Origin of the sequence: Mycobacterium aquaticum (assembly GCF_002086485.1) — a bacterium.
Classification (GTDB): Bacteria; Actinomycetota; Actinomycetes; order Mycobacteriales; family Mycobacteriaceae; genus Mycobacterium; species Mycobacterium aquaticum.
Map to the genome: position 1 here is coordinate 41,395 of NZ_MVHF01000010.1, position 13,297 is coordinate 54,691.

A 13,297-nucleotide genomic window follows, 5' to 3' on the forward strand; every position below is an offset into this window, starting at 1 on the left:
GCTTTCTCCGGTGTTGGTTGGTGTGCGTTACATCGGCAGGTCGGGTGAGTCGACCCCGACGACGCGCTCGCCGCAGAACACCCGCACCGATTCCGCGGGCCCGTGCCCGCCGATGCCGGACCGGCCCCAGAAGCTTTGGGCGGAACCGTCGCCGAGGTCGGCGAGTTTGGCGCCGTTGACGCGCACTTCACCGGACTTGATCCGGGCCCCGATGGCGATGGCGCGGTCGGTGTCGGTTCCGAAGACGTAGGCGTCCAGGCCCGACGGGTGCGCGTTGGCGGCGTGCAGGGCCTCCTCGTCCGAACCGACGCCGTGCAGTGAGATAACCGGGCCGAACAGCTCGGCGGTCGTGCGGTCGGGGTCGGAGCCGGTGGCGATGGTCGGCGACAGAAAGTAGCCCGCGAGGCCGGGGAGCTCGCCCGGCTGGTCGATCTCGGCGCCGAGCCCGCGCAGGTCGTCGATCCGCTGGAGCAGGGTCCGGTAATGCGGCTCGTTCGAGATCGGTCCGATGTCGGTGCCCTCGTCGAGTGAATGCCCGATCCGCAACCGCGTGATGCGCTCGATCAGCGCTTGCCGCAGGGGCTGCACCAGCCGGTGCGGTGCCAGGACCTTTCCGGGGCCCTCACACCACTGCCCGTTCAGCGTCGTCATGCCGGCGAGGATGCCGTCGGCAGTGACGTCGAGATCGGCGTCGTCGAGCACCAGTACGGGGTTGTTGCCCCCGAGCTCGAGCTGCAGAACCTTGAAATCCTCAGCCGCCGCGCGGGCGATGGCCCGGCCCGCGCCCGGTCCGCCGGTGAAGGAGACAACCTGCACCCGGCGGTCGGCCGTGAGTGCAGCGCCGATGCCGCCGGTGCCGTGCACGAGTTGGAGTGCACCGTCGGGTAAGCCGGCGTCGACGAAGCATTCGGCGATCACCTGTGCGCTGGCCGGCGCGTGCTCGGACGGCTTGAGCAGCACCGGGCAGCCTGCGGCGATCGCGCTGGCGATCTTCGCCGCGGGGATGAAGCTGGGACCGTTCCACGGGGTGAGGATGGCGGCAGGTCCCCACGGCACCCGGTGCAAACGCACGTCGCGGCCGCCGGCGGCCAGCGCGGTGACACGGGGGATTCTGCGGGCCTCGGCCGCCGCGGCGCGGATCCGGGGCGGGAGGAAGGCGGCGAGCTTGCGGGTTGAGGTGATCGCGGTGCCGCTGGTGATCGCGTCGGTGCGGGCGATTTCCTCGAGCCGGTCTTCGACCTTGGTCGCGGCGCGCTCGAGTGCGTCGGCGCGTTCGAGCCGGAATTCTTCTGAGGTGAAGTCCGCGGCGTCGTACGCACGCTGAGCGTGTTGGAGTGCCCGCTCCAGGTCGGTGGTCGTGGTGGTCACCATGCGGTGCACCGGCTCGCCCGTGTTCGGGTCGATGTTCCACGCGTCGAGTGCGTCGCAGTCGACCCATTCGCCGGCGATGTAGCTGCGGGGCTGGGCGAGTGCCGTGGTCGTGGTCGTCATCGGGTCATCTCCGCGGTCTTGGAACGGTTGGGCATGGCGACGACGATGCGGGTCACGTCACCGGATTTCATCGCCTCGAAGCCTTCGTTGATCTGCTCGAAGTCGATGACTTCGGTGACCATTTCGTCGAGGAGCAGTCGACCTTGTTGATAGAGCCGGGCGAATTGGGTGATGTCCTCCCGCGCCTGTCCGGAACCCATGTAGGAGCCGATGAGGCGCTTCTCGCTGAAGAAGAAGTCGGACGCGGGCAGCGCGAGTTGCGTGCCGTCGGGGGCGATGCCCACGAGGCAGGCGGTGCCGGTCGGGCGCGTGACGGCAAGTGCGGTGGCAGCGGTCCGGGCGGAGCCGACGGCCTCGAAGGCATAGTCGACGCCGTCGCCGAGCAGCTCGCGTACCGTCGCGGGGACGTCCTCGGCGGCGTTCACCGTGTGGGTGGCGCCGTAGCGACGTGCGGCTTTCAGCCGGGCCTCGTCGAGGTCGATGGCGACGATTGCCGATGCGCCGGCGAGCCGCGCGCCCTGGATGATCGCCGAGCCGACACCGCCGCAGCCGATTACCGCCGCCGTGGACCCGGGCCGCACCTGTGCGCCGCGGAACACCGCGCCGACACCGGTCACGACACAGCAGGACAGCAGGCAGCCCACCCGGGTGGGCACGTCGTCGGGCAGTTTCACCGCGGCGTTCGCACGCAGCAGGATGTGCTCGGAGAACGCACCGATATCGCCCAGGCGAGCCAGCGGGGTGCCGTCGGGCAGGGCGTACGCGGGGCGGGTGCGACGACGGATCTCGTCTTGGCGCTGGCACTGTGTGGAGCGGCCGGCGTTGCAGTTGGCGCACTGGCCGCATGACGGGGTGAGGACCCCAGTCACCAGATCCCCGGGGCATAGGCCGGTGACGGCCGAGCCGACGGATTCGACGATGCCCGCCACCTCGTGCCCGACCACCACCGGCAGCTCGGTGTCGACGGTACCGGTCATGTAATGCAGGTCGCTGTGGCACAGCCCGACGTGCGTGACGGCGATCCGGACCTCGTGCGGCTCGGGATCGTCGACGACGATGTCGGTCAGGTGCAGCGGCTCACCCACCGTCGTGAGTACGGCCGCGCGGGTGGTGATCATCGTTGTCCTCCAGACGTTTTGGAGCTCCAGAACCCGGCGATGCCGGCGCTGAACGCCCCGCTGTTCCACGATTCGTCGGCGGCGGCGTCCTCGAGCGCGAAGGCGTGTTCGATCTCCTCGAGCGGCGGACGCAGCAGCGCCAGGTGCAGAGCGGTGTTGTTGACGCCTTCCGGCGTCCAGGCCAGGACGGTGCTGACGGCTCGGTCCAGCAAATCGGATTGGTCGACGATCTCGTCGAGCAGCCCGATGCGCAGCGCCTCGTTGGCGTCGATGCGTTCGGAGCCCAGCACCATCCGCATCGCGTGATTGCGCACGATCCGCGGGAGCAGCACGCTCGAGGCGTTGGAGATCGTGAGGCCGCGCCCATTCTCCGGTTGGAAATAGGTGGTCGCCGGCGTGCCGAGGCGGGCATCGCAGCACAGCGTGATCTCCGAGGCGCCGCCGACGGCGATGCCGTTGATTGCCGCGACCACGGGTACCCGGGTCTGCAGGATGGCTCGGGTGATGTCGTGGAAGGTCTCGAAGGTGTCGCGCATGTCGTCGAATGTGGTCGGCGGTGAGGCGAGGTCCTCGCCGGCGCTGAACGCGCGCCCGGTGCCCGTGAGGACGATGCCGCGGGCCCGCTCGCCGGTGCCGTACTCGCGGATGAGCGTGGCCAACCGCCGCCGCATCTCGATGGTCAGCGCGTTGAGTTTCGCCGGGCGCCGCAGAGTGATGACGGCGACGTCGTGGACCATGTCGACGACCACGTGCTCAGCCGCACCTGTCTGGGCCGGGGCCGGTGCGCGCAGGTCGAAGACGGTGCCGGGGGATTCGGCGGCCCGGGCCTTCAGTGCGGGTTTGGACACCCGCTCGGACGGTGTGCGGGGGAAGTCGGCGACGAATTCGATGTACCGCGGCACTTTGAACCGCGCGAGCTGCCCCGAGACCCTTTCGGCGATGGCCTCGGCCGTCGCCCGGTCGGCCGGCAGGCCGGCCGCGAGTTGCAGGAATGCTTTGACTTCCTCGCCGAGCATCTCGTCGGGTTCGGCGACCACTGCGGACGCGACGACGGCGTCGTCGCGTTCGAGTGCGGCCTCCACCTCCGCGGCGGCGACGTTCTCGCCGCCGCGGCGCACCATGTCCTTGATGCGGCCCACCAGGCGGATGTCGCCGCGGTCGTCGGCGACGGCCAGGTCGCCGGTGTGCAGCCACCCGCCGTGCAGGGCCCGCGCTGTCTCGTCGGGCCGGTTCCAGTAGCCCAGCATCATCGGTGTGCCGGACACGGTCAGCTCGCCGGGCGTGCCGGCAGCGACGTCGGCGCCGTCGGCGTCCACGATCCGGATGTGCTTGGTGGGCATGGGACGTCCGAGAGTTCCGCTGCCCACGGCCGCGGTGTCGGCGAGCGGGCTGATCATGTCGATGCCGCTCTCGGTCATTCCGTAGAGCTCACGCCAGGGCGCGCCCCAGCGTTCCTCGAGCTGGGCGTGCAGCGCCACCGGGATGGCCGAGCAGAACACGGCGCGCAGCCGGTTGTCCCGATCGTCAGGGCCGGGCGGCTGCTTGAACAGCAGCGTGGGCATCGACCCGAGCACGTAGCAGAACGTCACACCGTGCCGGCGCACGTCTGTCATGAAGCCCGATGCCGAGAACCGCGGTAGCACCACCAGTGCGGCACCGGTGGTGAGGGCGACCACCGTGTTCCACTGCGGGTCCATGTAGGAGAAGGGCTGGGCGGTGAGCAGCACGTCGTCGGGGCCGAGTCCGGCGGCCGCGGCGCAGGTCCACGCGATTCTGGTCCAGTAATCGTGGGTCAGCATGCACGCCTTCGGGAACCCGGTGGTGCCCGAGGTGTACTGCAGGTTGGCGAGGGTGTCGGGACCGATCACGACCTCGGGGGCGGTCGCGGGGAACCCCGCATTGCTGTCGGCGATATCGATGATCGTCACGTCGGCGAGGCCGGGAACTGCGGCGATCACCTCACGTACCAGGGGGCTGTGATCAGCGTCGGTGACGATCACGCGGGCGCCCGAATCCTGCAGCACGAACTGCAGATCGGCCGCGCGGTACGCCGAGTTGACGGGCACCGCGACGGCGCCGGCTTTGAGCGCCGCCAGCCATGTCAGCGGCCAGCCCGCGACGTTGGGCAGCATGATCGCGACCCGGTCGCCTGGGGCCACGCCCGCCGTCGCGATCAGTCGGTGCGCGAGCCGCGACGACGACGCGTCAGCCTGCGCATAGGTCCACGACTGCTCGCCGAAACGCAGCAGCTCGGCCTCCGGTGTGCGGGCGGCGCCGTCGGCGAGCAGGCCGGTGACGGTGCGCACCCGCGGCACGGCCCCGATCTCGTCGGCGGCGACGGCGGGTCGCCCCGGTGCCCTATGTGTGGTGTCGATGGTCATTTGGCGGCCTCCAGCTGTTTTCTCGATTCGTCGACGAGCCAGGTCAATGCCGGGTCGTCGCGTTCCATCCACTCGGGGTGCCACTGCACCCCGAGGATCGGCGCATCGGGCGCCTCTACCGCCTCGACCACCCCGTCAGAGGTGCGGCCGGTAACGATGAGCCCCGTGGCGCACTGGTCAACGGCCTGGTGGTGCCACGAGTTGGTGACTGCGCTGTCGCCGAAGATCCGCGCGGCCGTCGACCCGGGCTCGAACACCACCACATGGGCGGCGTCCCCGTCGGTGGGCGCGGCCCGCAGCGACAGGTGCGGTATCGGCCCGGGCGGCAGATCCGCGACGAGGGTCCCGCCGAGCGCGGTGTTGAGGACCTGCAGGCCGCGGCACACGCTCAGCAACGGGATACCGTGATCAATCGCGGTGCGGGTCAGGGTGAATTCGTACTCATCGCGTTCGGTGTCATGCGCGTTCGGATTAAGCCGGGGGTCGACGTCGCGGACCACGGTGGTGTCGCCGCCCCACCGTGCCGGATGCACGTCCTGCCCGCCGGTCACCACTACCCCGGACAGCCACTGGCAAGCGTCGGCCGGATCGGCGTCGTAGGGCAGGTGCACGGGCACGCCGCCGGCGTTGGCGATGCGGATTGCGAACGCTGACATGAAGGAGTCCATGGACTCGCCTCCGTACCGTTCGTCCATCCCGGCGATCAGCCCCAGCTGGAATCGGCGGCCGGTTATCCCGATCAGCGGTTTGCGACTCATGTGAACTCGAAGTAGCGGTGGGACTCCCACGCGGAGAGTTCGGTATACGGGTCGCCGCCCTTGGTGTGGAACTGCATCCACTCCCACCGGCGCGACGCAACCCAGAACTCGACGAACTCGTCACCCAGGTACTCGCGCAGCAGCGGGTCGCCGTCGAGAGCTGCGATGGCCTTCGTCATCGTGTCGGGGATCCGCGCGACCCCGGTGTCGTCGGGCAGGGACCACGCCATGTCATCGCACGGCGGTGGGGCCGGTATCTCGCGTTCGAGGCCGGCGACGACCCCGGCCAGCACACCCGCCAGCGCGTAGTACGGATTGACATCCGAACCCGGCACCCGGTATTCCAGGCGCGAGTACTTGGGGTGCCCGACGATCGCCCGCAGCGCCGCGGTCTTGTTGTTGATGCCCCAGCTCATGGTGGTGGGTGGCCCCGAGATGTCGACGAGGCGCCGGTACGAGGTGATCTGCGGCATCGCCAGCAACGTGTTGCCGGCCATGGTGGCCATCAGCCCGCCGATGGCCTGCAGCATGACCTCGGACGGCCCGTCGGGGGAGAAGAACTGGTTCACGCCGTCCCGCTGCAGCGACAGGTTGACGTGGGCGCCCTGCCCGAATCCGGCGGTCGGTTTCGCCATGAAGGTGACCGACCGCCCCTGTTCGTACGCGACCTCGCGCATGACCTGCTTGGTTCGCACCCAGGCGTCGGCGAGCGCCACCGGGTCGGCGGGTGCGATGTTCAACTCGGTCTGACCGGGCGCGGCCTCGTCGGTCCACGCCTCCCAGGTGATGCCGAGCGAGTCGAGCCGGTCGGTGACAGCCTCCATGTAGTCGATCCAGTCCTTGGACCGCGCGAGGTTGTAGGCGGACCCGGTGTCCCCGCCGAGCGGGGTGAGGTCGCGGTAGCCGCGTGCCCGCGCTTCCTGGATGGATTCCTCGAACAGGGTCGTCTCGATTTCCACCGCAACGGTGGCGCTGTAGCCGAGTGCGCTGAGCCGGTCGGCGAGGCGGCGCACCATGTTGCGCGGACAGATTGGTAGTGGCCGGCCGTCCCTCATCCAGAAGTCACCGATCACGGAGTCCATCCCGGGCTTCCACTCCACGAGCGTGCTCATGTCCGGGACCAGCGCGATGTCGTAGAGGTTGCCGCGCCAGTCGGGGAAGGCGTCGCCGAAAACGAAGTCGGTGCCCATGTCGATCGCGAAGAGGATGTCGGCGAAGGCGAACCCCGAATCCTTGCCGGACGCGAACTTCGCAGCAGTGACGTTCTTACCCATGAAGCTGCCGTCGTGATTGGTGGCCTCCACCCGGATCGCCTTGGTGGCCGTTCTGGGCAGGGTGAGCTCAGACATCGAATCGAACCTTCCACGAGGCGGCCGTCATGACCGAGAGCTGTGAGAGCGTGCCCTGAACCCGCAGGCCGCGGTCCAGAGCGGAGAGGAGATAGTCGGAGCCGGTGAACACACCGGTCAGCACGTCGGGCGTGGCGACCATGCGGTAGCAGGTGGGGCCGGCGCCGAACCGGGCCTCTTGCGGGCCGCCGGGGCCATCGGCCACCGCCACGAGGACGTCCGGGATGCCGCGGATGCCGCGGGTCAGGTCCCAGAATCGGGTGGCCGCCTCCTGCCACGACGGCAGCGGGGGTCGCAGGGCGGTCGACAGCCCGTCGGCCAGGTCGGCGTCGCCTTCGGTGCTGACGGTCGCCAGGCGCGCGTCGAGATCGACGACCACCGTGGCATCGGTCGGTGCGAACACGCCACCGGTCACCGTCACGGCACCGTCGGAGAATGTCACGGTCGCGGCCTGCGGGGTGTCGTGGGAGCGGACCGCTACCGTCCCGGCGCCGTGTCCGAGCACGTCGGGGGCGTCTCCGGTGCGGACGGCGTCACGCAGGGTCCGGCCGAGCAGTCGGACGATGGGCGTGGCATCGTGGGCGATCTCGACACGGATTGTTGTCGTGACCGGAGCCGGGGGGATCGTGGTGGCGTCCAATGGTCCGTCCTTTCTTCGTTGGGGGTCTGCTTCGGGGATCGAGGTCATTCGAGGGTGCGGTAGACATCGGGGCGACGCCGGCGCAGCATGACTGCCCAGGCGAGGCCGGCGGAGAACGCGGCGGTGATCACCGCGAGGAAGACATTCGCCCAGGTGCGCGAGCCGATGAGGAGCTCGAAGTTGCTGATGACGAGCACGAGGATGGTGCCAAGGGCGGCGAGTGCGAGGGCAGGGGCGACGGTGCCCCTCCAGGTACTCGCTGTCCGGAGCTGGCGGAAGTGCACGACGATCGCCGCGGAGGTCAGGGCCAGCAGAACGATCAGCCCGAGGGTTCCGGCGCCGCCGAACCAGGCATAGATCTGGACGACGGGGTCGAGCCCGAGGATCGCCGTGACCGCGACCAGCGTCGCGATGACTCCTGAGGTCAGCAGCGAGGCCACGTGCGGCGACCGGTGCACGGGATGCACCGCGCCGAGCGGAACCGGGAGCGCGCCCTGGCGGCCGAGGGCGAACAGGTAGCGGGAAACCACGTTGTGCGCGGTGAGCACACATGCGAAGAAGCTCGAGACCAGCAGCACTTGCACGGCGTCGTGGGCTAGCTGCGACACATAGCGGGTCGCGAGCCCGGCTGCCAGTCCTTCGGGATCGTTTGCCGCGGCCTCGACGGTGCGCGTGACGCCGAGGCCGTTGATCATCGCCCAGGACGAGACGGTGTAGATGGCGGCGATGACGACGACGGCGGTGTACGTCGCGCGCGGGATCGTGCGGTCGGGATCCTTGGCCTCGGACCGGAAGACCGCGGTGGCCTCGAAACCGACGAAGCCGAAGACGGCGAACATGATCCCGGTGCCGGTGGCGCCGCTGGTGAACGCGTCCCAGGTCAGCGGGTGCGCCGACAGCCCGTCAGCTCCGCCGCGCAGCACGATGGCGACATCAACCAGCGCGACGATCCCGATCTCCGCGATGAGCAGCACGCCCAGTACGCGCGCGCTGACCTCGACGTTGCGGTATCCCAGGTAGCCGATCGCCGCGAGCCCGGCGGCTGCGAGTATCCACCACGGCACCGCGACTCCGGCGAACGTGTGGATCACGTTCCGCGCGGCGGCACCGAGGTAAGCCGCGACGGACACGATGAGCAGCGAGTACGTGACCAGGGCCAGCGCGGCGGCGCCCAGGCCTGCCGCGGTGCCGAGGCCGCGCTGCACATAGGAGTAGAAGGCGCCGGCGTTGCGGACCTCGGGGGTCATCGCCGAGTAGCCGACGGTGAACAGCACCAGCACGACGCCGACGATCACGAAGTCGACGGGCGTCCCGATGCCGTTGCCGGAGCCGAGCATCAGCGGGATCAGCCCCGCGAACACCGTCAGCGGCGCGGCGAACGCCACGACCATGAACACGATGTGGGCGACGCCGAGGGTCCGGTTCAGGCCGGTGGCGGCCTCTTGCGCCGCGACTGCGCGCTGGTCGGTCATGACAATCCGCCGAGTCGATTAGGGACCCGCAGGCGGTCAAGTACCTCAGCGGCGGCGCGCTCGGCGGCGCTGACAGCGCCGTCGAAGTATCCCTGGTTGACGGTCGCGGTCTCGGTGCCCGCCCAGTGGATTCGGCCGACCGGCCTGCGGTCGGCGTCGGTGTACTGGGTCAGCGACCCTGGCGCGCGGGAGCCGACACAGCCATTGATCCACGGTTCGTGTGCCCAGTCTTTTTCCAGGAACGCGATCGGCTTGGCCGCTTGCGGGCCGAACAGTGTGGTCAGGTCGGCAAGGACGGCGTCGCGCCGGGCGTCAGGGTTGTCGAGCAGTTCATCGGGCCAGCTCTGCAGACACCCCGATCCCGCGGTGCCCATGAAGGTCAGCAGGATGCCGACGCTGGCGTCCGGCGGCGAGTTGTCGATGACGAAGTTGGCGACCGGCAAATCGCTGACCGCTTGCCCGTTGAGGCCCTGCTCCCGCCAGAACGGCCTGTCGTAAACGGCGAAGAGCTTGCTTTCCGAACCACTGCTCCAGCGGCGCTGCAACATGCTCCGGCGGGTCGGAAGGTCCGGTGTGAAGTTGATGCGGGAGGCATCGGCGGGTGACATGGCGACAATCACCCGGTCAGCGTGGACATCGATGCGCGCGGACCGAACCGTGACGCCGTCACTGTTCTGGCTGATCTCAGTCACGGGCGACTCAAGCACCACCGCGGCCCCGAGGTCGTCGGCCATGCGCTGAGCGATGCGGAACGTCCCGCCGACGACCCGCGACTCCTGCGCGCCGCCGGTGACGTTCACCATGTGTTCGAAGCCGCCGGCGCCCTTGATCCGCGCCAACTGCACCAACAACGACGTCCAGTGCAAATCTTCGGCGTTGGTCACCGCCAGGCCGAGAGTGAGCATGAACTTGGCGTCCTCGGTCAGCGCGTTGGCGTCGAGCCAGTGCCCGATGGTGGTGCTGTCCCATTTGCGCGCGTGCCGGGCCGTCCACGGCGCCTCCAGGGGTACCGTTTTCGCCATGCGGTCCAGCCGCATCTGCAGCTGGGCGAAGTCGGCGAGGACCAGCGGATTGACCGGCGGGATGAGGCCGTCATATCGCTTGGACTTGCCGTTGCGGTGATAGATCGACTTGCCGTCGACGTAGGTTTTGAACGTGTCGATCCCGAGTTCGTCGATCAGGGCGAAGATCCGGTCCTGGCCGGGGCCGATCCATTGGCCGCCGCCTTCGGTGATGACGCCGTGGCCGACGTCGAGGTTCATGGTGCGCCCGCCGACGCGGTCGCCGGCCTCCAGGACGATCACTGATCGTCCGGCCTGAGTCAGCCTCCGCGCCGCCGTCAAACCCGATACGCCGGCGCCGATGATGGCGACGTCGACGGTGTGTTGTGCGGTCAGATTCTGTTCGGTCATATCAGTGCCCTTTCGAGATGGTCGATGACGTGGTCGGCGATGCGCGGGGCGAGCGAATCGGGCAGGTGGTGGCCCATGCCGGGGATGACGATGTGCCGTGCGTGCCGGATCGCGGCCGCGGTGGCCGCGCCGCCCGACGGTGCGACGATGAGATCGCGGTTGCCGTTGATCACCAGCGTCGGCGCGGTGATCGTGGCCAGTTCCGCTGTCCGGTCACCGGAGGCCTGGATGGCCTGGATCTGCCGGGCCATCCCGGAGGCGCCGTCGCCGGCGGTGCGGTTCCAGGTTTCGACGGCATGCGCGGCCTCCTCGGCCTCATCGATGGGGTAACCGGTTCCGGCGAGGTGTGCAGTCATCCGCAGGTGCGCGCGGACCGCCTGCAGCCGGTTCCGCGGAGGGGGGCTCACCAGCAGGGCTTTTGTCGACGCGGCGGGCTGCCCCACCGTCGGATCACCGGTGGTCGAGTACAGCGAGGTCAGCGTGGCGGTGAGGGCGGGGTGCCGGGCCGCGACCGTCTGCGCGATCATGCCGCCCATCGACCTGCCGACCACATGGGTCGGGCCCACGGCCAGGTGCTCGATCAGTTGCGCGGCGTCGGTCGCCATGTCGGCCAGCGTGTAGGCGTCGCGCCGCGGCCGGGAAAGCAGTTGCCGAAGGGTGTTCGGCGGCGGCGTCGTGGCGAAGGTCGAGCGGCCCGAGTCGCGGTTGTCCATGCGGATCACCAGGAATCCCGTGGCGGTCAGCGCGGAGACGAACCGCGGCGACCACGTCGTGAGGTCCTCCCCGAGGCCGGCGATGAGCAGGACCGGTGTTCCCCCGGCGTGCCCGTCGGTGCGGAAGCAGACCCGCGTGCCGCCGGGGAGCGTCACGAACCGGTCTGCGGATTTCGGCTCAGGCATGGATCGCCTCATTCGCCGGCGCCGGCAAGCGGTGCGGTTCGTCGGCACGGGACGAGAAGTGCAGGGCCTCGTCGAGCAGCGGACCGCGGAGGATCTTGGCGTCCTGCTGGTACGACATGGACATCTGGAACAGGCCCGTGCCCTGCTTCGGAATGATGTCCTTCGCGCGCTGGGCGTAGCCGGAACTCAGGTCAACGATCGGCCGGCGCTCCATGGCCGGGTCGGCCTCGACGCGGACGCTGTCGTAGCCGAAGGCGTCCATGTGTGCCACGAGTGCGCAGAAGTATCGGCACAGGATGCTGATCTTCAGCGTCCACGGGGATGTCGTGTAGCCGATCGCGATGGCGAGGTTCGGGATTCCCGACAGGAGGGTTCCGCGGTAAGCCACGGTGTCCGGTAGGTGCACCGGATCGCCATCGACGTCGAGTTCGATGCCGCCGAGCAGGCGCATGTTCAGGCCGGTCGCGGTGACGATCACGTCGGCGTCCAGGTGCTCGCCCGATTCGAGCGCGATGCCGGTCTCCGTGAACCGCTCGATCTTATCGGTGACGATCGAAGCGCTGCCGTCACTGAGCGCCTCGAAGAAGTCGCCGTCGGGGCACAGGCACAGGCGCTGATCCCACGGGTCGTACGGCGGGTTGAAGTGGGTGTCCACGTCGAATCCTTGCGGCAGGGATTCGATGTTCACGCGCCGGATGGCCGCGCGTGCCAACTTCGGGAATCCGCGCATGGCCTTGACGATGCCTCGTTCGATCCAGATGTTGGCGAACCGGGTCAGCGCGTAGCCGCGCTTCTCACCGAACCACTTGGTGAACATCAGCGCTGCGGAATCGACCTTCGCCCAGGGGATAACGTACGTCGGAGTGCGCTGCAGCATGGTGACGTGCGCCGCAGCACCTGCGTGGTTCAGCATCGACGGGATCAGCGTGACCGCGGTGGCACCGCTGCCGATGACCACGACCTTCTTGCCGCTGTAGTCGTAGTCCTCGGGCCAGTGCTGCGGGTGCAGGATGTCGCCCCGGAAGTCCTCGCGGCCCTCGAACTGCGGGGTGTAGCCCTCGTCGTAGCGGTAGTAGCCGGTGCCGGCGAAGATCCAGTTCGCGCTGATCCGCCGGTCGCCGTCTGGGGTAGTGACGTCGAGAGTCCAGCGGGCGTCCTCACTCGACCACGAGGCGCGCTGCACGCTGTGCTCGAACCGCACCAGCCGGTTCAGGTCGAACTCTTCAAGCGTCTCCTGGAGGTAGTTGACGATCTTCGGGGCCTCCGCGATGGCGTCCGGGTCGGTCCAGGGCTTGAACTCGTAGCCGAAGGTGTGCAGGCCGTTGTCGGAACGGATGCCGGGGTACTTGAACAGGTCCCAGGTGCCGCCGATGTTCGCGCGACCCTCGAGGATCACCACCCGCTTGCCTGGGAACGCCTCGGTGATGTACTTCGCGGCGCCGATACCGGAGATGCCGGCGCCGATGACGACGATGTCGTACTCGTCGACGGTGGGTGTCGATGCGTTCATGGGCCGGGCCTTTCGATCGATTCCGCTTTGGGTGATGCCACGGTGCCCGGCGCCGCCAGTTGTTCACTACGCCGCGGTGCCCATTCCTTCGCGACGGTGTGGTGCACATTGCACCGCGGCCGCCGAACAGGGGCGGATCGCACGATCGGGTGGTGCACTGTGCCGCGCTCATGGCGACACGAAGGTGCATGTCGGCGTAGCGGCGGCGGCAGTCGCCTCGACACGCTGGGGACCGTACGAGATCACGGTCACACCCAAGGAGGCGCT

At 68.9% G+C, this 13,297-nt stretch carries 10 protein-coding genes; all 10 read right to left on the reverse strand.

Annotated elements, in window-relative coordinates:
- Window positions 1-27: 27 nt before the first annotated feature.
- From BST13_RS12720 to BST13_RS12765, 10 genes are read right to left on the reverse strand one after another with little or no spacing between them, the layout of a single operon-like run.
- Window positions 28-1,491 carry an aldehyde dehydrogenase family protein gene (locus BST13_RS12720; protein ID WP_083164306.1) on the reverse strand — a complete coding sequence of 488 codons (1,464 nt, stop codon included), beginning with the start codon at window positions 1,489-1,491 and terminating at the stop codon, window positions 28-30.
- Window positions 1,488-2,609, reverse strand: a complete 1,122-nt coding sequence (locus tag BST13_RS12725) for a Zn-dependent alcohol dehydrogenase (RefSeq protein WP_083164308.1) — start codon at window positions 2,607-2,609, stop codon at window positions 1,488-1,490. The genes BST13_RS12720 and BST13_RS12725 overlap by 4 nt, the downstream gene beginning before the upstream one ends.
- A complete protein-coding gene (locus tag BST13_RS12730) occupies window positions 2,606-4,990 on the reverse strand; it encodes an AMP-binding protein (protein WP_083164310.1) in 2,385 nt (794 codons plus the stop codon). The genes BST13_RS12725 and BST13_RS12730 overlap by 4 nt, the downstream gene beginning before the upstream one ends.
- Window positions 4,987-5,748 carry a gamma-glutamyl-gamma-aminobutyrate hydrolase family protein gene (locus BST13_RS12735; RefSeq protein WP_083164312.1) on the reverse strand — a complete coding sequence of 254 codons (762 nt, stop codon included), beginning with the start codon at window positions 5,746-5,748 and terminating at the stop codon, window positions 4,987-4,989. Before BST13_RS12735 ends, BST13_RS12730 begins: the two co-directional genes overlap by 4 nt.
- Entirely contained in the window at window positions 5,745-7,097 is a 1,353-nt protein-coding gene (locus BST13_RS12740) for a glutamine synthetase family protein (protein WP_083164314.1), read from the reverse strand. Before BST13_RS12740 ends, BST13_RS12735 begins: the two co-directional genes overlap by 4 nt.
- Entirely contained in the window at window positions 7,090-7,737 is a 648-nt protein-coding gene (locus BST13_RS12745; protein ID WP_083164316.1) for a hypothetical protein, read from the reverse strand. Before BST13_RS12745 ends, BST13_RS12740 begins: the two co-directional genes overlap by 8 nt.
- 44 nt (window positions 7,738-7,781) lie before the next feature.
- Window positions 7,782-9,209, reverse strand: a complete 1,428-nt coding sequence (locus BST13_RS12750; protein WP_083164318.1) for an APC family permease — start codon at window positions 9,207-9,209, stop codon at window positions 7,782-7,784.
- Entirely contained in the window at window positions 9,206-10,621 is a 1,416-nt protein-coding gene (locus tag BST13_RS12755) for a flavin monoamine oxidase family protein (RefSeq protein ID WP_095533522.1), read from the reverse strand. Before BST13_RS12755 ends, BST13_RS12750 begins: the two co-directional genes overlap by 4 nt.
- On the reverse strand, window positions 10,618-11,520 hold the full coding sequence (locus BST13_RS12760; RefSeq protein WP_083164320.1) for an alpha/beta fold hydrolase: 903 nt from the start codon (window positions 11,518-11,520) through the stop codon (window positions 10,618-10,620). Before BST13_RS12760 ends, BST13_RS12755 begins: the two co-directional genes overlap by 4 nt.
- A complete protein-coding gene (locus tag BST13_RS12765; protein WP_083164322.1) occupies window positions 11,513-13,030 on the reverse strand; it encodes a flavin-containing monooxygenase in 1,518 nt (505 codons plus the stop codon). The genes BST13_RS12760 and BST13_RS12765 overlap by 8 nt, the downstream gene beginning before the upstream one ends.
- Window positions 13,031-13,297 lie beyond the last annotated feature (267 nt).

Coding starts and splice junctions, on each gene's coding strand:
- BST13_RS12740 (WP_083164314.1), bottom strand. CDS start 7,097: ATGTCTGAGCTCACCCTGCCCAGAACGGCCACCAAGGCGATCCGGGTG.
- BST13_RS12735 (WP_083164312.1), bottom strand. CDS start 5,748: ATGAGTCGCAAACCGCTGATCGGGATAACCGGCCGCCGATTCCAGCTG.
- BST13_RS12760 (WP_083164320.1), bottom strand. CDS start 11,520: ATGCCTGAGCCGAAATCCGCAGACCGGTTCGTGACGCTCCCCGGCGGC.
- BST13_RS12720 (WP_083164306.1), bottom strand. CDS start 1,491: ATGACGACCACGACCACGGCACTCGCCCAGCCCCGCAGCTACATCGCC.
- BST13_RS12755 (WP_095533522.1), bottom strand. CDS start 10,621: ATGACCGAACAGAATCTGACCGCACAACACACCGTCGACGTCGCCATC.
- BST13_RS12725 (WP_083164308.1), bottom strand. CDS start 2,609: ATGATCACCACCCGCGCGGCCGTACTCACGACGGTGGGTGAGCCGCTG.
- BST13_RS12750 (WP_083164318.1), bottom strand. CDS start 9,209: ATGACCGACCAGCGCGCAGTCGCGGCGCAAGAGGCCGCCACCGGCCTG.
- BST13_RS12765 (WP_083164322.1), bottom strand. CDS start 13,030: ATGAACGCATCGACACCCACCGTCGACGAGTACGACATCGTCGTCATC.
- BST13_RS12730 (WP_083164310.1), bottom strand. CDS start 4,990: ATGACCATCGACACCACACATAGGGCACCGGGGCGACCCGCCGTCGCC.